Raw genomic sequence first — 18,042 nt, forward strand, 5'->3', positions numbered from 1 at the left:
TTGTTGTTTTTGCTATATTCTTGCCGTTTCCTGCGCTTGCCCGGGAAAAGTTTTTCGAATATTTAAAATTTCTCTAGATGTATCAAGGGACAAGTAAAAAAACGACATTTTCCCGAAATGTCGTTTTTTGGTAAACACAGTTTTAATTAGCTATTGCCGTTTTCTTTTTCTCTTGTTTTACAAGTGCTTTCTTCTTCCAGTTTCCTGAAAGATAATACCCCCCTGCGATAACAAAAGCTAATACAAAGCTTAGCGCCATACCGTACCAAATTCCATCCGATCCTAAATAATGAGCTAGGATATAGACAGCAGGAACCCGGACTGCCCACAGAGATGCCGCTGTAAGGACAAGTCCCCAAATCATATCTCCCGCACCTCTTAATACTCCTGTTATGACAAACATAAAGCTAAAAGGTATAAAGGCAAACGCGACAATCTTAAGGTAAGAAGCACCTGCTTCTATAACTTGAGGATCATCCGTAAATAAAGCTAATGCTTGTTCTCTTAAGAAAAATAGAGCAAGTGATAAACTACCAGTGATCACAAACGTCATTAACATACCAGAACGAACAATACTAGGGATACGTTCCCACTTTCCAGCTCCGATATTTTGACCGACCATCGCTGATATCGCCAAACCTAATGACATCGCCGGTAACAAAATAAAGCCGTCTAACCTAGTAGCGGTACCAAATCCTGCCACAGTTGCTGCACCTTGAAGGTTAACAGCACCGATGACAGCAACTACCGCTAGTGAAACGACTACTTGTTGTAATCCAGCGGGAATTCCCATTTTAATCATTTTCATTAAATAAAAGTTTTCAGCCTTTCCTTTAAACAATCTCATTTTAAAGCCGAAATCATGTTTCTTTATATACATTAATCCCAACCCAAAGGCTAGTGCTTGTGAAAGAACTGTAGCAAGTGCAGCTCCGGCTACCCCAAGTTCTGGAACTGGACCTAGTCCAATAATTAAAATTGGGTCTAAAATTATATTCGTTACAGTAGCTATCATAAGAAAATATAACGGTGTCTTAGAATTTCCTAACCCTCTTAAAATGGCACTTAAGTAATTATATCCACCGACAAATAGTAGTCCTGAGAAGAAAATCATTAGGTATGTTTGTGCTAAATCAAAAATTTCTGCGGGTGTTTGTAAGATCCTTAAAATATAAGGAGTTAGAATAATGGCAATAACCGTTAATACAATCGCAGCCAAGGTTAGAGCTTTTACCGAGCTATCAACCGTTTTCTGTAATGACTCTTCATCTTTTGCTCCCTTATATTGAGCAACCATGGTTGAAGTCGCGATCACAAATCCAAAGATAAAAGCTAATAAAACAAAGACTACTGAACCTGAAACAGCAACACTTGCTAGTGCATTTGGTCCAACAAAACGCCCAACCCAAAAGGCATCAATTAATTGATTTAGAGATTGCAAGACATTACCGATTAATAATGGAATACTAAAAAATATCAAATGCTTTAAGACATTACCTTCTGTTAAATCTCTTCCCTTACCCCTTTTTTCCGTTTGACTAGACATGAAGTACCTTCTTTCTCTACTCTATGAATTATTTAGATAGTCTAATTATATATGATTTTAGACTAGAACTTACTATTTTTCAAATATTTTGTAAATAGCAAAAGCAAAAAAAAGCTGTTACAACAAAACAGCTTCTTTAAACGTTAATTAAGTTTTCCAGTAAAAATGGTGGATTAACTTTCTCAGTTGCAGTCCCGCACCTATATCTACAGTAGTCTTTTACATTAATATAGTTAAGTGCTAGCAATTAACTATCACATTTATAGCAAGGAGCAGTCTTTAGTAATCCTCCAACATAAGTTCTTTAGTTTTATGAATGACATCATTTATATCTCTACCTGTGACCGCCCAAATACCCTTACTTGTTTTAAAGTAAATGGTATGACTCTCATTTACACTAACCGTGACACATGGATGTCCACTTAAAGTAATTTTTTCAATTGAATAATTCCCTTCACATACAACTGGATGAGCAATTGTCGGTACATGAGGAAGTAATAACCAACCTAATTTAAAAGAACCTTGATGATCTTCTATCCACTTCCACCCATATGAATTTTCAAGAATGATTTGATTTCTGGCATCAGTACCAATAGGAGCGCCAATTAGAGTAGGGCTATGTGCAGGCAATCTTTCTAGGTTCACAATTTTCACTTTAAAATCTATTATCTCTGTTGTATCTACTACAGTACAACTCACAAACCCCCGAAGATTTTCAAAAGAATGTAGTTCATTAAAGGATGGTACGTCCCATTTCTCTCTTTCAACATCCGTAGTAGCTGGATCAAGTTTTGGAATTCGATAAATCCCACCAAAAGGTACTATTTGATTGCCGTATTTTAGAGGTTTACCTTGTCTTACTAGCCACCTATCCAGTGCAACAGCAGCTAACCACTTTGGTTGAAAGCCCATATCTACAGCCTTTAAGCTAAATTGATAGGCTTCCCACCAATCGTCCAGAGTTTCCCCATGTTGAAAAACGATCGCTGCATGGATGAAATCTATGGCCTCAGTTGCACCTCCGCCTTCTATTATAGCTTTTACCCTCATCCGCCTTTCTCTATCGCGTTCTACTCTGTTTTCTGGCATTGTTTGCAGATCATGTTGGTCTTCATCAAAAATTTGTTTTAGTGCATCATTCAAACGATGAACCTCCTATGTGGAAAATTAGAATTGATCGCAATTTCTTATGTACCAACGTTTTCAGGGTGATTGAACACAAATTTTACAGTTACTTACATACTTGTGTTCAATTCACCTCGGATCGAACACAAATTTTACAGTTACTTACATACTTGTGTTCAATTCACCTCGGATTGAACACAGATTTTACAGTTACTTACATATTTGTGTTCAATTCACCCCGGATTGAACACGTTTTTTACAGTTACTTACATATTTGTGTTCAATTCACCCCGGATTGAACACGTTTTTTACAGTTACTTACATATTTGTGTTCAATTCACCTCGGATTGAACACGTTTTTTACAGTTACTTACATATTTGTGCTCAATTCACCTCGGATTGAACACGTTTTTTACAGTTACTTACATATTTGTGCTCAATTCACCTCGGATTGAACACGGATTTTACAGTTACTTACATATTTGTGTTCAATCCTTCCTCTACTACAGCCCAAAATAAACAGTACTTCTAATTAAACCTCTCCTCAAACCTACTTCGCCTTAAAATTTCCTCATTACGCATGTTGGTCCACTCGGAGATTGTTAGCTCAGGTTCATTTGCCAAAAGATCCTGCATGATCTGATAACCTACTTTATATCCGCTCCATTGAGGAATGTTTAAACCACTATGTCCAAATTGAAATTTTGAGACAATCCCATAAGTATCTATATTCAGGTATACGCTCATCTTCTCCCACACCGCTTTTTCTTCTTCGTAAGAAAGTGCAATCGTCCAAGGGGCAACGACTTCTGGATAAACAATTGAAGCAAACGTGTCTGCTTTCCCTTCAATAATAACAGTTGATAACAACGTACCATCATGATACCCTCCTATTATTCTACCAAGTACTACTTCATGGTGATATTCATGAGCAACTAGGTATGGCAATAGTTCTTCCCAAGGAGAATGAGGATCAATCATAATAAGTATATTCCCATTTCCATATGCGATCCCATAAAGCCCCTTCATATGTTCAATCTCAAAGCGACGATCTGGATCTAATGCAAGCACGTAAACCTTTATATTAGGACCACTTAAATAGGATGCCGACGTCTTTAATGCTTCCGCAATGATTTCAGTGGCATTCGAATTTTTTAAAAGATTGATACTTTCTTCTAATTTATCGATGTCTTTGATCATCTGTATGGGCAAAGAACTATAGATGTCAAAGGTTTGGCCCCAAAATTCTTTTGTAAAAGGCTCTAAGACAGTTTTCTCAAAAATCTTCTCCCGCTCGTCCTCATCTGATTTTCTTGCCTGCTCTACGTACTCTACCATTCCTTCATAAGCCGGTATGATCGTAAACTGCTGCCCCTGGTAAGATACCGTCGTACTAGATGAAAAAAATGAATAAAAATTTAAAAACAATATTGCACCAATAAACACTACTACTATTGAACCATAAAAGATTTTTCTCAATCCAACTCTCTCCCATTTACTAGTTTTATATTTTTACGCACTAACTAGTAAAATGGTTTCATTTTCCAGAAAGCTTAAAACGACAATTCATTAGGGCTTGTACTGCTTTAACAGTCTTAGCCTATAATGTAGATAAAATATCCATCCCTAACGACCTTGTCCACTTCCTCTAGTTTCTCACCTTCAAGTTTTCATCTAATAGCAAAAGGTACTGAGAAAACTTATGCTTACCATAGTTACTCATCATCTTCTTCTGTAACCCAACTGATAGAGTAGTAAATTTCACATAATGCATCTTCGTAGCCCCATCCAGTTCCTTGGGACATCAAGACACAAGAATAGAGTCGATCTTTTAACAAAGAATATAGTTCTTCTTTCTTCTCACACGCGCCTGCTACTTTACCGTACATTACAATCATATTATTATAGAAATTCCAGTCAATATCACCGTATGACCTAGTAAATTCAGTCCCCATCTCTACGTAAAGTAACATCAAGTCCGCAACCTTCATGTCATCCCCAGTCGTTTTTTTGAAGTCTGCGATTGCCTTTTTTGCTTCTGTTAGGCGTAATTTAGGCATACCTTTCTCGGGAAAAAATTCGTTCGTAATCTTCTTCTTTGCTTTGTTAAAGAGTTCGTTGACTACTTCTTCACCACCATACTTTGTTGCAAGAAATTCTTTTACATCAGTATTTAGTTTTGACATGTCAACAACTAATTGGATAAGCTCTTTTTGATCTAATTGCTTTAGTGATTTTTTAAGTTCAGATATTTTTAGCATAGTCCTTTTTCCTATCTTTTAAAGTTTAGTATTTTCCTCAATTATCCTTTAATCATTATACACAAAATATGACCAGACTTTCGCAAAAAAAAGAGCCGCTATCTAAGCAACTCTAAATCTTCCATAACACTTATTTTTTATTGGCAAGATCCCTTCGATTTGGTGCTTGAGGAGGTTGCTCTAAATACCCATGATCGATCATGATTTGAGCTCCGTCTTCAGCAAATAATAAAACCTCTTGGATCATTCGATTATAATTTGCGCCGATGTTCTCGCCTTGGGCTTGAACCCATACTTGTCCCATAGTGACTGACTGACGCTCCGGTCAATGCGGTTATATGAAACATCATTAGCTTATCAGAGAACGTTGAATGGGTTGACGATGTTGGTAGTGTATCCCATGTCATTGGAGTCGGCAGGTCAGCTTCCTTATTTCTTTCGTACTTGCAACCTGACTAAACCCCGTAATTAATGATTTCCCAATAATCTTCCATAAACCTATTAATTGCTAAAAACCCGCTCATCTGACAGCGAGTTTTTAGCGTTCTACAACATCACAAAGTTGTATCCAGCGTCGCCTGGACATCGGGACTAATTTCAGTGTGAGGATAGTTAATTCGATCATCAAATTCTACCCAATCGAGATTTGCCATCATCAGTAGGTAGCGTTTACCGCTAGCAGGGTCGCTGATAATAATATGGTCACGTCCAGCTGTTTCAACGCGGCCGCGATAAACCCTAGCATTCCATTCATTGTTACCTCGGTAAGTAAAGTAGAATGTACCAACCTTGCCTCTGTTAAATCGTAGGATATTTTCAATAAACGATTCTTCCACTCTGCCCATCGGTAGCTGTTGCCCAGTTCCCATCGGCATTACTGGAACAGAATACGTGGGTCCAGAAGGCATCCCCGCCGGGAAGTTCATCGGTTGTTGCGCAGCACCACTTGGCATCATGGTATCTGAATATAAACTAGGGAAATAGTTCATTGGATAATAACTAGAGTTTCCACAAGTCATGAGAAGATCATCTCCTTATAATTATTTCATCTATAAAATTCAGGGCAATAGCCCGGTACAGCAACATAGAAGCAATGATTTTTGTACGCAAATGCGAACTGTGTCATGGGCGATCTTGGCATTGTTGGCGTACAAGGATCGCGGAATGCTTTCCCCGGACTTGGATTAAAAAACCACAAACTCTGTCTGGCTCGAGGATTTCTATGACCATGTAACAAATCTCTAGCCCTTTGGAGGTCTTCTTCATCGGGACGCTGTGTATACAATGATCCATTTAAAACAGGCTCGAAGTGAGGAATTCCAGTTCCCGGTATTGTCTGATAGATAACATGATTGATAGTACGCAAATTTCTGAAATCCGGATCACAATCTGCCTCTACCCTATTTGCCACAACCGTACCTACTAAGTCCATTCCTTCGGGTCCCTCACCGATCGCCTCCGCTAGCATGAGCCTTGCTAAATGCTCCACATCACGTTCATTATGGTTTATTCGCCTACCCATTTTCTCACCTCCTACTACTGATACAAGTAATTTATTACCTGAAGTTAGTTTTGGTAACTTGCCTATGTGCCCAAACTTTGCGAATTTCTCTCAATTGTAAAAAGAGGTCTTGTCCCTTTTTCCTAGTTCTTCAATAAATCTATTAATTTAAGTGAAATAGTGAAATATGTTTTGAATACCGTTACGTCTGCTTTCCTAAGTATCTGGTGATACTAATACTATCTTTAGTAAAAAAGGAGATTATCTCATGTCTGAATATTTACTACAATATGGGTATCTAAAGTTAGTTAGTTCCCCACCATCAAGAACAGACTACCCAACTTTCAAAGAGCAACAAGTAAAATTAAGTCCCGAAGAAGTAGACTATCTACTTGAAAGTTTAAAGTCGTATAGAATGCAATACCAAAACCAAAATAGCTGATTGCTAGCAATCAGCTATTTTGGTTTTTCGATTAGGATCTTTTCGTAAGGTGAATTCTTAGTAGTTTGTGTAAAAATCCGGTATTTAGGATTTTTACGAAAGCAACAAACTTTGCCAAAACAGCCTTCGATAAAAAAACAACTTACCAATACTTTCTCATAATCTCCTGACTCCAGTTTGGCTGACGAAAGCTCTCACGTGGTAGGAACTCATGCATCACAGGCTTAATATCCAATATCGGTGTATCATTGATACAATCCAGCCCTCTTACGATCAATTGATTTCCTTCTCTTTTTACTACGGTCACAATCGTTACTCCAAGTTGATTTGGCCGATTTTTTCCTCTTTGAGCAAAAATCCCTACTTTCGGAAGGCTTACATTATTCCTTGGATGCCTTGCTCCAGTAACAATTTTGTCTTTATTAACCTTATGAAAGTAGTAAACAATCTCCGCATGTGAAAATTCCTCGATACCCCATAATGAGTCAGCTGGTATTTCGTTATCTAACTCTATCCTAGTCATTACTTGACCCCAGTTGTCATCCTCTATTTCCAGTCGATCATTATATGCAGTCCCAATAGGTTTTAAGTTAATCATGTTCCTTACTCACTCCTCTATTTTTCAGCAATCCAAATTGTCCATCGGTCTTTTTCGATGATTGGTCCGTCAGTTACGATTTTACTTTCAATAAATGTTACTAATGAACGTAGTTCGTCATTATCAAGTTCATGCAAGATACTTCTCCCTGTCCGTAACCTTAAATCTTTTACTAGTTCCACTTTTGTTTGATAACACTTTCGCGTTTCCCAAAACGTTACTTCTTTTATATTTTTAAAGCCAGTTTCTTTAAGGGCAGTCAAAACCTCTTCACTATTAAATCTTCTTCTGACTTCAACCTCAGCAAGTCTTGGAAAGCATTCAAAGAAATACCCACGGATATGCTGTTCGCTTCCGCTGAATAGACAATCTTCAGGGGTACGGTCCTGAATAAGGATAGCTCCTTCATCCTCTAGTAACCGATAAGCCTCTAAAAAACACTGTTTCAGGTCATTCAAATGGTGAATTAGTGCACGCTCAAGAATAAGATCAATGCTGCTACTTTCTAGCCCTGTATGACTCGCATCTCCAAGCCTAAATGATATATTTTTATACTCCTGACAGTTTTCTCTTGCTCCGTCCAGGATGACTTCTGATGAGTCGATCCCCGTTACAGCGGCAACTCCCATATCCACTAGAGCCTTGGTATAAATTCCTCCACCACAACCAATGTCTACTGCATTTTTGAAGTTGCCAATCGGAACAAGCTGTTCAATCTTCTGCATCCAACTTCTATCAGCACCTCTTGCTGAGTACGTATACCGATTTCGCTTATCTTGGAAGTCAATTCCCATGTGTTAGCCTCCTTCTTTTTTAAGCAGCATTACGTATCATTTCTATAAACTCTTTCCCCTTTGCTTGATAAACAGCAAAGATCACACACACACTAACCGGAATAAGCAAACAGAGGTAAATATAGTCAGCACCGTAATTTGATGCTACCCACCCTAATATTGGTGCAGCTAAAACTACTGCGCCTTGATTCCCAATCATTCGAAAGCTTGCCATTCTGCCGTGATATTCTGGCTCAGTTGCCATCTGCTGTAACGATTGAAGTAGTACTCGGATCCAGGTTGTTCCAACTCCAATCAGAAACACTCCGCAAAATGCAAAGGGTAGGATAGGAGTTAAGCCAACTAAGAGTAATCCAACTACGATAATAACAAGAGAACAGATGGCAAAATGCTGTTTTGCGATAGACCACCACCAAGCGCCTAGGAAACCTGCAAATATTCCCCCCACCGAAATGGTCGCATCCAATAAACCATAAATGGATGCTGATTTCATGAGATAGGTAACTGTGTATACAGACAAGAAACCTAAGCTACTATGGTAAACAAGTTGACCAGTAAACATAATTACAAATAATCCGAGCAGGAACTTATTCCTTTTTACATATTGAAAGCCTTCTACGATCTCTTTTCGAATGGAACTTCCTTCTTTACAAATAGAACGATTTTTTTTACTTTCTATCTTTAATAGTAAAATTGCTGAGATGACTAAGCTAACCGCTACAATCACTAACGTTGTTCCTGCAGAAATGATACTAATGAGGATTCCTCCAAATAATGCCCCTACTAAGCCGCCAATAATGCCTGTTGACGATGTTTGAGAAAATATCTTCGGAAGGAATTTTTTCTCAAAACTCTCTGCCATGAAGGCTTGGATTGCTGGTCGAAATAAAGAACCACAAACCTGCAGTACCATATGAACAATAATAATTACCCAAGGATTCCTATCAAAAATTGCTATATAAACTAGTAATAACACAATAGATATCGAAGAGATGATATTGGCAATGATCGTCAGCTTCTTTCGATTAAACCTATCTACAAATACTCCCAAGAACAAATTCAAGACAAGTCCAGGTAAAAAGCCTAGACCTAATAAGAGCCCCGTGAAGTACGCATCACTAGTTATCTCGTAAAGTAGCCAGGAAACCGTAACAAAGTACATTGCCCTTCCGAATTCAGATAAGAAAAATCCCCCTAATAAGTATTTAAATTCTTTCATTCTCACCCTCCCACGAGTCATAGGTTGGAAATTTTTTACTTGATGTTTCTATTAAAGTATATAAAATAAAAGAAGATAAGAATAATACATATTTTTTATATAAATTGATAAGAAAAACTTATATACAGGAGATATTTATGAAAATAGATGATTTTAAGTTATTAGTTACCATTAAGAAAGTCGGGACTATCCGTGGTGCAGCGAAGGAATTATTAATTTCACAACCTGCAATCAGTCAGCGCTTAAAACAAATAGAGGATCACTGGGGAGAAGCGATTTTTATTAGAACGCATAAATCAATGATCGTCACTCCTGTAGGTGAGAAAATCATTCGTTTCGCTGAGGACATGATTAGCGGTGAAAAACAATTATTTGATGAAATATCGAAAGTTTCCAAAACGGTAAACGGCAGACTTTCTTTAGGAGTTTCTTCAGTTGTCGGCCAATATTTACTGCCGAAAATACTCGAAACCTATATCACAAATTTTCCTGACGTAAAAATTGAATTAGTCACCGGCCTAAGCCAATCCATCCGAAAAACTGCTAGCGATTTCCATCTTTCAATTGTTCGTGGTGAAAAAATGAAAGGATTAAAGTGTGTAGAACTTTTTTCCGATCGACTGTTTTTGGTAAACAAAAAAACATCGAACAGTAAAGAGAGAATACTGATCGAGTTTCAAAGTGATCATAGCTTACATTCAATGGTTGATGAATGGTTTCTTCAACATCCTGATCAAAACCCTACTCGTAAAATAAAGGTTGATCAAATTGAAACTTGTAAGCAATTGATGGCACATGGTATTGGCCAAGCGATACTCCCTGAAATCGCAATTAAAGATTTAAACGATGAACTCTATACGTTCCAACCACTTGAGTTAAACAAACAATTTCTTACGAGGCCGACTTGGCTTTGTTACTCAGAGGTTGCCGAAGAATTGCCTCAGGTAGAAGCCTTTTTAGCATTAATGAAAAAAGAATTGCTACAAGGAAAAAAGCTTCCCTAAAATAATAAGGGGAAGCTTCGGTTAGTCTTTATTCTTCATAAACTCTAGTTCCATTTTTAATGCCTGATTTTCTTCCTCGAGCTTTTTTAATCTTTGATGAATTAATGGTTGGTTCTCATCTTCAAGTTTTCTTAATCGTTTATTGATACTGTAAAACATCGGAGCATACGCAATGACAAGTAAAATAACGAAGCCCACTAAGACTCCTCCTTTTCCTACTATTTATCATATAATAACATAAATATAGGAAATTAAGACCCACTAAGTTTTCAGCTATTAGTCTTTGTAAAAGAGGTCATTTACATAATTAAGTTAACAGAACAATAATTCTCCTAACTCTATTTAACAATCATCACCGGCCACTTTACCCGTTTAGCTACTTTCTCACTTACACTTCCTACGATCATTTTTTGAAGTTGGTTTAATTTCCTACTTCCTACCACAACACAGTCAAAACGATGTTTATTTGCATAATCAATGATGGTCGGGACGGTCTCTCCATGAATGACTCTGATTTCATACTTAACATTTGCAGACGTGATTTTCTCAATGACATTCTTTAACTTTGCCATCCTCATAGCCTTAATGTCATCTGAACTTCCATAGTGCAACACATCAGATTTAGCCGTTTGACCATTAACAACATAGACGACTTCAATCATTGCCTCAAAACTTCCTCTAACTAATTCAATCGCTCTTTCCGTTGCCCGTAAAGCATGTGGGGATCCATCTGCCGCCAAAAGGATATGCTGAAACATCGTCCTTCCCTCCAATATCATATAGTAAGCGTTTACATACCATCATATCCTAATTATAATTCAAGCAAACATGCATCATCAATCATTATTTTTAGAATATTCAAATTATTATTTCGTGTGCTAAAAAAGCAACCTATACTGAAGTGACCCCTAAAAGTTAGACACGGTTATTTTGTCAGGCAGCTTGCTCAAAATGAGTTCGGTATTGTACCGGACTCATTTTTAATTTTGCCTTCATCCGTTTCGTATTATAGTATTTCATATACTTTTCCAGTTCTTGCATAAAATGCTCTATACTTTCAAATTCCTTATAATAAAGGAATTCTGATTTCATAATCCCAAAGAAATTTTCCATCACCGAATTATCGTAACAGTTTCCTTTACGAGACATACTTTGAATGATTCCTCTTTCTTGGAGGGCATGACAATACTGTTTCATCTGATAATGCCAACCTTGGTCTGAATGCATTAGTAGTTCATGCTCTTCTGGTAACCTCTCTAGAGCTTTCTCTAACATCTTTGAAACAAGTGAATATGTTGGTCTTGAGCCGATTGTATACGTAATAATTTCTCCATTAAATAAATCTAATACAGGTGATAAATAGAGTTTCTCACCAAATAATTTAAACTCTGTAATATCCGTTACCCACTTCTGATTTGGGGCATCCGCTGTAAATTGGCGATCTAAATGATTCGGCGCGATTTTTCCTACAGTACCTTTGTAAGATTTATATTTTTTCATGCGTACCAGACATTTTAGACCAAGCTCTTTCATGATACGTTGAACCTTTTTGTGATTCACTTTTTGCCCACGAATTGTTAGCTCATCACGAATACGACGGTAACCGTAACGACCTTCATGTTCTTCATAAATGGCCTTAATTTCAGCTTTTAAATCACTGTCTGAATCTGGACGTTTCATTCTCTTCACTAAATCATAGTATGTACTACGTGGAATATCAGCGAGCTTCACGAGTGCCTTCACCGGGTATTTATGCCTTAATTCATAGACTACTTGTGCTTTGTCTTGTTTGGTGATTTTTTTTGAACTAAGGCATTCAACTTTTTTAAATACTCATTTTCCATTTCTAATTGTCTTATACGCGCTTCATATGCCTCGACTGATCCTTTGGCTGGTGCCTCTTTTGGTTGGTTAGTAGATTTATTTTTCATGGATAGACGTCCCTTTTGTTTCGGTTCAAGGGCTTCTACACCACCAACCTCCATCTTTTTCTGCCAATCATACACCATTGTATAACTAGAGAGTTTAAAAAGGGCTGCGGTATCCATTAATGACGCACCAGTTTGAACCATGTAGTTTAGTACATCTAGTTTAAATCCAACAGAACAGTTTGTATAGGTGTTTTTAAGTCCTTCTTCTCCATGTAATTCATATAACTTCAACCAATATTGGAATTGTGCTCTTGTAACACCTAGCTGCTTTGCATATTCTTTTTGAGAAGTTATTTTCGAGTTATAGCCTTCAATGATCATTAATTTCGTATCACTTGTAAATTTAGTCATAAATAAAACTGCACCCCAATCGTTAGTTGTGTCTAACAATTGGGGTGCAGTTCATACTAGGCTGCTTCTCTTTACAGTTACTTAACTTTTAAAGTCTCTAACTGCTTTAATAACGCTGGAACAATGTCCTCAGACTCTTCCATGTTAGGAATATGCAGAGTAAAACGAATAGGTACCCCATTTACCTCTTTTACTACAATGCTTTGACTTATCTTTGAGTTAGAAGCAATAAAGTACAGTTTTGCACCTTTATAGAAAGGCTGAACATGTTTTTGATCTACTTCGGTAACTTTTCCAGTTGATTTCAGATACATCTCTGCATGTTTTTTAAGATCACTTAACGTAAGTGATTGATCTAGAACTTCCATTCTCACAAAAAAGTTTGAGTACTTCGTAGAAAATAACTGAAAGGTGTTAGGTTCCTCCGCTGTAAACATATATCCCTTTTGAGTATTCAACTCAAGCTGATCTCGCATGCTTTCCTTCGACACAACTAGCTTTTGGCCAGGGTAAATAATATGGGATGTTAATTGATTTATAGCTTTCAATTCAGTGACTTTCATCTGGTTATTTCGAGCGATACTATACAAAGTATCACCTTTTTTAACAATGTGAATGGTTACTGGATCTTTAACCGTTAATTTTTGTCCTGGAAAAATAATTGTACTTTTAAGATTGTTTTGTTCCTTCAACTCTGCCACTGTCATTTTGTACTCATTGGCAATGCGATACAGTGTTTCACCCTTTTTTACTTCATGGACAGCTGCATCTACCCCTGTGTTAAAGCTTAGTAGTGTAGTCATACCTAACGTTAATGCGAACATTTTAATTACTGTTTTTTTTCCTTTTAACACTTTCAGCACCTCATTCTAAGTTGTTGTCATTGTTACAACGTTATAGACGGCACTTTCCAATATTTGTTACATTCATTTCTTTCAAAAAAATAGCCGCCTAACATCAGTAGGCGGCTACTCATTAGATCCCCCATAACCTAGATGGATCTAGTGGTGTATAGACCTTATCACCATGAATTTCTTTATGGATGATAGGATTTTTAAATAATTCTTTTAATGAAATTTCTTCTCTTTGTTTATTTCGTTTTGAGAAGCTTTTTCCTTCACCGTAGTTCATGATATCTTCCATCTTAAATCATCCCCTTAAAATAATATAGAAATTATCCTGTGTAGGTAATGATGGAAATATGTAGTTTCTTAAAATGTTTATATTTACTGAATACGCCATAATTTCTAGAAGGTTTCTTTAAACTCTAATACTTTTAGAAGTAGTACCCCATTATCAGAAAATTGAACCATTAGATATCAAAAAAGCCCATTCCTTAAAAAGGAACAGACTTCGTTGTTTTAGATACTCTTTTTGACATCTTTACGCAAAGTATCAATCAACTCTCCAGATAAATTGGCAGGTAATGAAGTATTCTCTTCCAATCTCCATGCATTAATTATTTCGAGATCTGATTTTTGAAACGTTACGCTATACTCCTGATTGTTAAAAGTAAAATTAGCTGTGACATGCTCCTCATCGTATTGTTCATCAATGATCATATGTTTTATTTCATAATCCATCATCAAACTGCCCCCTTATGTGCTTTCATTTTAGAATTAACTGGGAGTCTTCATTTATACTTACGTTTACTAAGAATTCTCATTTTTGGTTTTTTCCAAAATCGCAATCCCTTGTATTTCCCCAATCCCACCATTTCCATGTACTAACCCATATGAACCATCACATTGTCTAAGTTTTTGATACATATCAATTAAGGCATTTAATGCCGGGTTGTTCCAGGGCGCTCTCGCAAAATTCATACCACCAGTGATTGTAATTTCATAGCGGGATAGAAAGTCTGATAAATCATCGATCGTGTCAATCATTCCTGTCGCTAATAAAAATGCGATTGGGATAGGCGGATAACAAGTATACGCTTCTAGATAAAGGTTTTTATTACGATATTCCTTTGCTACATGAATAGCTGCCTGTGATTGAGCTTCTACAAATGCCTTTCGTAAATGGGGAAACATCGATTTATTTTCCCCTACAATACTATCAATCTGCTCTGGAGATCCTTTTACACTTACGTACTTTACTCCTGATACTCTTATCCGTTCCGTTTTAGCAGTCTCTAAAAATTGGGTTGTATCTTCACTTGCAACAATCACTCCACCTGAAAAATCAATATTAGGGTTGGCACAATCTGTTAGCATGAATAAATCTGCTTGATTCTCCTCTAATTGTCGACCTCTTTCAAAAGGAACTATAGTATCAGATAATTTTTGATAAGTTTTAAGGTAGTTCTTATATAACTCATCACAATAACTACGAAACTCTGTCTTAGTTACTCCTAACTCCTGACAAACTAGGTGAGCAATTTGGTTATAGCATTGCATAATACTATGCGTGTCAAAAATGCTCATTGCTTTTGTTATTTCATCTTTGCCATACATCTTTTTATTCGTTAATAACGGATCAAACCCAAAAATAAACACTGCATCATATAATCCAGTTTTAATAATCTCCTTCGCATCAGAAAGAGCTTGAATGGGACTTGCTCCACTTTTGTATGTATTCAGTTTATCAATTTCTTCACAGTCGAATATTTCAAAGTAAAATTGATTGGCAGCTTCAAAACTATTGAGCAATGGATCGATGAAAAAATAGGCTATTTTTTTATGATTTGAGAGGAGCTTACTATGTAATACAATTGCTTCTTTAAATGTCTCTTTTAAAACATCAATTGTAAGTTGGTGTTCCTGTTTAGAAGTAATTTTTTCGGCATAAACAATGTTCAATATTTTCACCCCAGCAAAAAAAATTGCCTCCTTTCGCTAAGGAGGCTTATATTTTCCATCTACTACTTAGAATTTGAACCTATTTTCCCAAACTTTCCTGCTTGAAAGTCACGAAATGCTTGTTGTATTTCTTCCATTGTATTCATCACAAACGGTCCATAAGCAACTACTTCTTCTCTTATCGGAGCACCGGAATAGACTAGCACCTTTGAGCGTCTGCTGTTTGACTTTATCTTAAGCGAGCTGGGATTCGTTACATCTCCTGTTTCTTGGAACGTTAATGTTGCTACCCCATGCTTTTGCAAATTCACATAACTTTCACCAAAGTCAAGATCCCCTGATAATACGTATAAAAATGCATTATGGTTTTCTGGTAAAATGAGTTCATACGCTCCACCATTCTCTAAGAGAATTTCAGACATCGTAATTGGAACGGCTGACATAAGGGGTCCCGTCACACCTGCTATGTCACCTGAGAATACTTTAATTGAGCCACCTTCAAACTCTACAACAGGAGCATCCTCAGAATATACCGTTTGGTAGCTCGTCGGAGAGTTTTTTAGTTCACTAGGTAAGTTTAACCACAGTTGAAGAGTGTGGGCGATATCATCTTCCACCCCTTCTTCGGCATGTACCGCCCCCCAACCAGCATTCATATATTGCATATCACCTGGTTCAAGAATATCATGTCCCCCCGCGTTATCGATATGTTCAAGTCGTCCATCTATGACATAGGTAATGGTTTGAAAGCCTCGGTGAGGGTGATCGGAAAATGTACCTTTTTTAAACCAATCTTCTGCCATAAGAATGAACGGGTCAAAGTCATACCACCGGTTGGTAGGCAAGACCCAGCCTTTTTGAACAGCTGGAAAACTGGCTTCCGAATAGCGAACGTACCAATGTTCCTTTACACTTCGTTTAAACATTTGATCTGATGCCTCTATTGTCATAAAAATCTCCTTTAGCCCTGATAAGTTATACACTTATTCTAATACAAGATCCACGAATTATTAAATGAGAAGCACCTAATAATGTTCAGCTACCTCTTTTTTCTAATTCTTTAGCAGTTGCACTTGTTTCTACTTCTTTTTCATCCTTTAATGTGCCAAATAGTATATCAACAAAAGGAGTTGAAACCCCATACCAATAGTTTTCATTCTTAAAATGATGGAGTGTATGGGTTTTCTTTAACCATTTCCCAAATTGAGTCCTAGGTTTAAGTGGCTGATGTGCCACATAATGCTTCCATTCATAAACTAGCAGCATCAAAATTAGACCAAGACTAAAAGATAAAGTCCCTACTAGTAGTTGACTAAACAAATAAAAGATAAAAGAAAGCAACGTGAAAGTAGGTAAGCTATACCAAATTGGTAGAAATAATAAGTGAAAGTCATTTGGGTATTTGTGGTGGTCGTAGTGTAAGCGCTTTAATATTTTCAGAAAAAATGGATTTTTAGGAGCTTTTAAATGAAAAAAGAAGCGGTGAGTTAAATACTCGCTAAACATAAACGTGACAATACCAATCACAAAAAAAGCTAATAGTGATAATTCAATCCCCTGCCATACTATGAAACTACTAATCAAAAATCCAATGGCTAGCATTACTAAAATATCCACATGAAAAAAGAATGCACGGTAAATTGGCCAATTATTCTTCATATTGATCACTCCTGCTCTTTTTAGTTTTCCATAGTTCTAAACTTCTCTTCATCATTTCTAGAGATAACCTTTCAGTACCCTCAACATCTTTCTCAAAAAGCGCTTGTAAAAAATCATCATAAAACTTTCGTGAAGCCTCTCTGTGACTAGCTTCCTGAAAATACTTTTCACCTAACCTCAGATACACATCTTTAAAGCTATTAAGAATAAGTAAATAAATCGGATTAGATGATAACTTAGCGAGTCCTTGTTGGAGATGCCAGTCAAACGAAGCAAAAGAACTAGCGTCATCTTCAAGTTCATCTAAATTGGTAAAGAGAGCAATCACTTTCACAGGATGTTGAGTAATCGCATCCTTCGTGTAGGTAGGTGTAAGGGAAATACGAAGCTCAAGGACATATTCAATGAATTGATCAGGTATTTCTGGTGATGCTTTTAGAATATTGACAATTGTCATTAAGTTTCCTTGTTTCCAATATTCATTGACAATCGCTGGACTATTTTTACGAATGGTAATCCACCCATCCCGTTCTAATCTCTGAAGAACTTCCCTGATCGTTGGGCGTCCTACAGAAAAAGATGTAGCTAGGTCTCTTTCAGATAACATACTCTCCCCAGGTTTATACTCTCCTGTTAAAATAGACGATATTAACGCTTTTTCAATAAGATCAGACGAGCGCTCTTTCATCTCGAATCCCCCTGGCTATATCAATTTTCCATCTGGTATTACCACTTTAAACCAGGACAACCCACATTGTCAAACTATTTAGAAAATGAAAGGTTATTCATAACAGTTTTTTTCATACG

Annotated in this window: 23 protein-coding genes; 2 read left to right on the top strand and 21 right to left on the bottom strand. The window is 36.9% G+C overall.

Features of this window, described 5'->3' with window-relative positions:
- Nucleotides 1-142: 142 nt before the first annotated feature.
- The 8 genes from DS745_RS23070 to DS745_RS23105 form a co-directional block, all read right to left on the bottom strand.
- A complete protein-coding gene (locus DS745_RS23070; protein ID WP_129080582.1) occupies nt 143-1,546 on the bottom strand; it encodes an MATE family efflux transporter in 1,404 nt (467 codons plus the stop codon).
- Nucleotides 1,547-1,825: 279 nt separating this feature from the next.
- A complete protein-coding gene (locus tag DS745_RS23075; RefSeq protein ID WP_129080583.1) occupies nt 1,826-2,689 on the bottom strand; it encodes a hypothetical protein in 864 nt (287 codons plus the stop codon).
- A 510-nt stretch (nt 2,690-3,199) separates the two neighbouring features.
- Nucleotides 3,200-4,150: a DUF2268 domain-containing putative Zn-dependent protease gene (locus tag DS745_RS23080; RefSeq protein WP_129080584.1), complete on the bottom strand. Its 951-nt coding sequence runs from the start codon at nt 4,148-4,150 to the stop codon at nt 3,200-3,202.
- A gap of 236 nt (nt 4,151-4,386) precedes the next feature.
- Nucleotides 4,387-4,932 carry a DUF6155 family protein gene (locus DS745_RS23085; RefSeq protein ID WP_206662954.1) on the bottom strand — a complete coding sequence of 182 codons (546 nt, stop codon included), beginning with the start codon at nt 4,930-4,932 and terminating at the stop codon, nt 4,387-4,389.
- A 130-nt stretch (nt 4,933-5,062) separates the two neighbouring features.
- Nucleotides 5,063-5,236, bottom strand: a complete 174-nt coding sequence (locus DS745_RS23090; RefSeq protein WP_129080586.1) for a DUF3231 family protein — start codon at nt 5,234-5,236, stop codon at nt 5,063-5,065.
- Nucleotides 5,184-5,339 carry a DUF3231 family protein gene (locus DS745_RS25550; protein ID WP_129080587.1) on the bottom strand — a complete coding sequence of 52 codons (156 nt, stop codon included), beginning with the start codon at nt 5,337-5,339 and terminating at the stop codon, nt 5,184-5,186. The genes DS745_RS23090 and DS745_RS25550 overlap by 53 nt, the downstream gene beginning before the upstream one ends.
- A gap of 147 nt (nt 5,340-5,486) precedes the next feature.
- Nucleotides 5,487-5,951, bottom strand: a complete 465-nt coding sequence (gene gerQ, locus DS745_RS23100) for a spore coat protein GerQ (RefSeq protein WP_129080588.1) — start codon at nt 5,949-5,951, stop codon at nt 5,487-5,489.
- A 26-nt stretch (nt 5,952-5,977) separates the two neighbouring features.
- Entirely contained in the window at nt 5,978-6,454 is a 477-nt protein-coding gene (locus tag DS745_RS23105; protein ID WP_129080589.1) for a cell wall hydrolase, read from the bottom strand.
- A gap of 247 nt (nt 6,455-6,701) precedes the next feature.
- On the opposite strand from DS745_RS23105, the gene DS745_RS24765 reads away from it, so the two are divergent.
- Nucleotides 6,702-6,875: a hypothetical protein gene (locus DS745_RS24765; RefSeq protein ID WP_161568364.1), complete on the top strand. Its 174-nt coding sequence runs from the start codon at nt 6,702-6,704 to the stop codon at nt 6,873-6,875.
- 142 nt (nt 6,876-7,017) lie between these two features.
- Here the strand turns inward: DS745_RS24765 and DS745_RS23110 are convergent, their stop codons facing one another.
- From DS745_RS23110 to DS745_RS23120, 3 genes are read right to left on the bottom strand one after another with little or no spacing between them, the layout of a single operon-like run.
- Nucleotides 7,018-7,473 carry an SAM-dependent methyltransferase gene (locus tag DS745_RS23110; protein WP_129080590.1) on the bottom strand — a complete coding sequence of 152 codons (456 nt, stop codon included), beginning with the start codon at nt 7,471-7,473 and terminating at the stop codon, nt 7,018-7,020.
- 17 nt (nt 7,474-7,490) lie between these two features.
- The gene (locus DS745_RS23115) at nt 7,491-8,267 is read right to left on the bottom strand and encodes a class I SAM-dependent methyltransferase (RefSeq protein ID WP_129080591.1); all 777 of its coding nucleotides are present in this window, start codon (nt 8,265-8,267) and stop codon (nt 7,491-7,493) included.
- Between the two features lie 19 nt (nt 8,268-8,286).
- Nucleotides 8,287-9,486, bottom strand: a complete 1,200-nt coding sequence (locus DS745_RS23120) for an MFS transporter (RefSeq protein ID WP_161568365.1) — start codon at nt 9,484-9,486, stop codon at nt 8,287-8,289.
- A 137-nt stretch (nt 9,487-9,623) separates the two neighbouring features.
- Here DS745_RS23120 and DS745_RS23125 point away from each other — a divergent pair, with 137 nt between their 5' ends.
- Nucleotides 9,624-10,490: a LysR family transcriptional regulator gene (locus DS745_RS23125; RefSeq protein ID WP_129080593.1), complete on the top strand. Its 867-nt coding sequence runs from the start codon at nt 9,624-9,626 to the stop codon at nt 10,488-10,490.
- A 21-nt stretch (nt 10,491-10,511) separates the two neighbouring features.
- Here DS745_RS23125 and DS745_RS24770 read toward each other — a convergent pair whose 3' ends face one another.
- From DS745_RS24770 to DS745_RS23165, 10 genes are all read right to left on the bottom strand, one after another.
- The gene (locus tag DS745_RS24770) at nt 10,512-10,688 is read right to left on the bottom strand and encodes a hypothetical protein (RefSeq protein ID WP_161568366.1); all 177 of its coding nucleotides are present in this window, start codon (nt 10,686-10,688) and stop codon (nt 10,512-10,514) included.
- Between the two features lie 140 nt (nt 10,689-10,828).
- Nucleotides 10,829-11,248 (bottom strand): universal stress protein, encoded by a 420-nt coding sequence (locus DS745_RS23130; RefSeq protein ID WP_129080594.1) that lies wholly within the window; start codon nt 11,246-11,248, stop codon nt 10,829-10,831.
- A 175-nt stretch (nt 11,249-11,423) separates the two neighbouring features.
- A protein-coding gene (locus tag DS745_RS23135; protein WP_129078797.1) for an IS3 family transposase occupies nt 11,424-12,772 on the bottom strand; the annotation gives its coding sequence in 2 pieces (ribosomal slippage) (nt 11,424-12,319 and nt 12,319-12,772; 1,350 coding nt in all).
- Nucleotides 12,773-12,849: 77 nt separating this feature from the next.
- A complete protein-coding gene (locus DS745_RS23140; RefSeq protein ID WP_129080595.1) occupies nt 12,850-13,626 on the bottom strand; it encodes a LysM peptidoglycan-binding domain-containing protein in 777 nt (258 codons plus the stop codon).
- 121 nt (nt 13,627-13,747) lie between these two features.
- On the bottom strand, nt 13,748-13,915 hold the full coding sequence (locus DS745_RS24775) for a hypothetical protein (protein WP_161568367.1): 168 nt from the start codon (nt 13,913-13,915) through the stop codon (nt 13,748-13,750).
- 218 nt (nt 13,916-14,133) lie between these two features.
- On the bottom strand, nt 14,134-14,358 hold the full coding sequence (locus DS745_RS23145; protein ID WP_129080596.1) for a hypothetical protein: 225 nt from the start codon (nt 14,356-14,358) through the stop codon (nt 14,134-14,136).
- 66 nt (nt 14,359-14,424) lie between these two features.
- A complete protein-coding gene (locus DS745_RS23150) occupies nt 14,425-15,576 on the bottom strand; it encodes a hypothetical protein (protein ID WP_206662955.1) in 1,152 nt (383 codons plus the stop codon).
- A gap of 62 nt (nt 15,577-15,638) precedes the next feature.
- The gene (locus DS745_RS23155) at nt 15,639-16,526 is read right to left on the bottom strand and encodes a pirin family protein (protein WP_129080597.1); all 888 of its coding nucleotides are present in this window, start codon (nt 16,524-16,526) and stop codon (nt 15,639-15,641) included.
- An 85-nt stretch (nt 16,527-16,611) separates the two neighbouring features.
- Nucleotides 16,612-17,235, bottom strand: a complete 624-nt coding sequence (locus tag DS745_RS23160) for a sterol desaturase family protein (protein WP_129080598.1) — start codon at nt 17,233-17,235, stop codon at nt 16,612-16,614.
- Nucleotides 17,225-17,923, bottom strand: coding sequence for a GntR family transcriptional regulator (locus DS745_RS23165; protein WP_129080599.1), 699 nt, complete (start codon nt 17,921-17,923; stop codon nt 17,225-17,227). Before DS745_RS23165 ends, DS745_RS23160 begins: the two co-directional genes overlap by 11 nt.
- Nucleotides 17,924-18,042 lie beyond the last annotated feature (119 nt).

This window comes from Anaerobacillus alkaliphilus (assembly GCF_004116265.1).
In the GTDB taxonomy this organism is placed as follows: domain Bacteria; phylum Bacillota; class Bacilli; order Bacillales; family Anaerobacillaceae; genus Anaerobacillus; species Anaerobacillus alkaliphilus.

Coding starts and splice junctions, on each gene's coding strand:
- DS745_RS23110 (WP_129080590.1), bottom strand. CDS start 7,473: ATGATTAACTTAAAACCTATTGGGACTGCATATAATGATCGACTGGAA.
- DS745_RS23105 (WP_129080589.1), bottom strand. CDS start 6,454: ATGGGTAGGCGAATAAACCATAATGAACGTGATGTGGAGCATTTAGCA.
- DS745_RS23130 (WP_129080594.1), bottom strand. CDS start 11,248: ATGTTTCAGCATATCCTTTTGGCGGCAGATGGATCCCCACATGCTTTA.
- DS745_RS23115 (WP_129080591.1), bottom strand. CDS start 8,267: ATGGGAATTGACTTCCAAGATAAGCGAAATCGGTATACGTACTCAGCA.
- DS745_RS24775 (WP_161568367.1), bottom strand. CDS start 13,915: ATGGAAGATATCATGAACTACGGTGAAGGAAAAAGCTTCTCAAAACGA.
- DS745_RS25550 (WP_129080587.1), bottom strand. CDS start 5,339: ATGACATGGGATACACTACCAACATCGTCAACCCATTCAACGTTCTCT.
- DS745_RS23070 (WP_129080582.1), bottom strand. CDS start 1,546: ATGTCTAGTCAAACGGAAAAAAGGGGTAAGGGAAGAGATTTAACAGAA.
- DS745_RS23125 (WP_129080593.1), top strand. CDS start 9,624: ATGAAAATAGATGATTTTAAGTTATTAGTTACCATTAAGAAAGTCGGG.
- DS745_RS23120 (WP_161568365.1), bottom strand. CDS start 9,486: ATGAAAGAATTTAAATACTTATTAGGGGGATTTTTCTTATCTGAATTC.
- DS745_RS23155 (WP_129080597.1), bottom strand. CDS start 16,526: ATGACAATAGAGGCATCAGATCAAATGTTTAAACGAAGTGTAAAGGAA.
- DS745_RS23160 (WP_129080598.1), bottom strand. CDS start 17,235: ATGAAGAATAATTGGCCAATTTACCGTGCATTCTTTTTTCATGTGGAT.
- DS745_RS23090 (WP_129080586.1), bottom strand. CDS start 5,236: ATGGGACAAGTATGGGTTCAAGCCCAAGGCGAGAACATCGGCGCAAAT.
- DS745_RS23145 (WP_129080596.1), bottom strand. CDS start 14,358: ATGATGGATTATGAAATAAAACATATGATCATTGATGAACAATACGAT.
- gerQ (WP_129080588.1), bottom strand. CDS start 5,951: ATGACTTGTGGAAACTCTAGTTATTATCCAATGAACTATTTCCCTAGT.
- DS745_RS23085 (WP_206662954.1), bottom strand. CDS start 4,932: ATGCTAAAAATATCTGAACTTAAAAAATCACTAAAGCAATTAGATCAA.
- DS745_RS24765 (WP_161568364.1), top strand. CDS start 6,702: ATGTCTGAATATTTACTACAATATGGGTATCTAAAGTTAGTTAGTTCC.
- DS745_RS23165 (WP_129080599.1), bottom strand. CDS start 17,923: ATGAAAGAGCGCTCGTCTGATCTTATTGAAAAAGCGTTAATATCGTCT.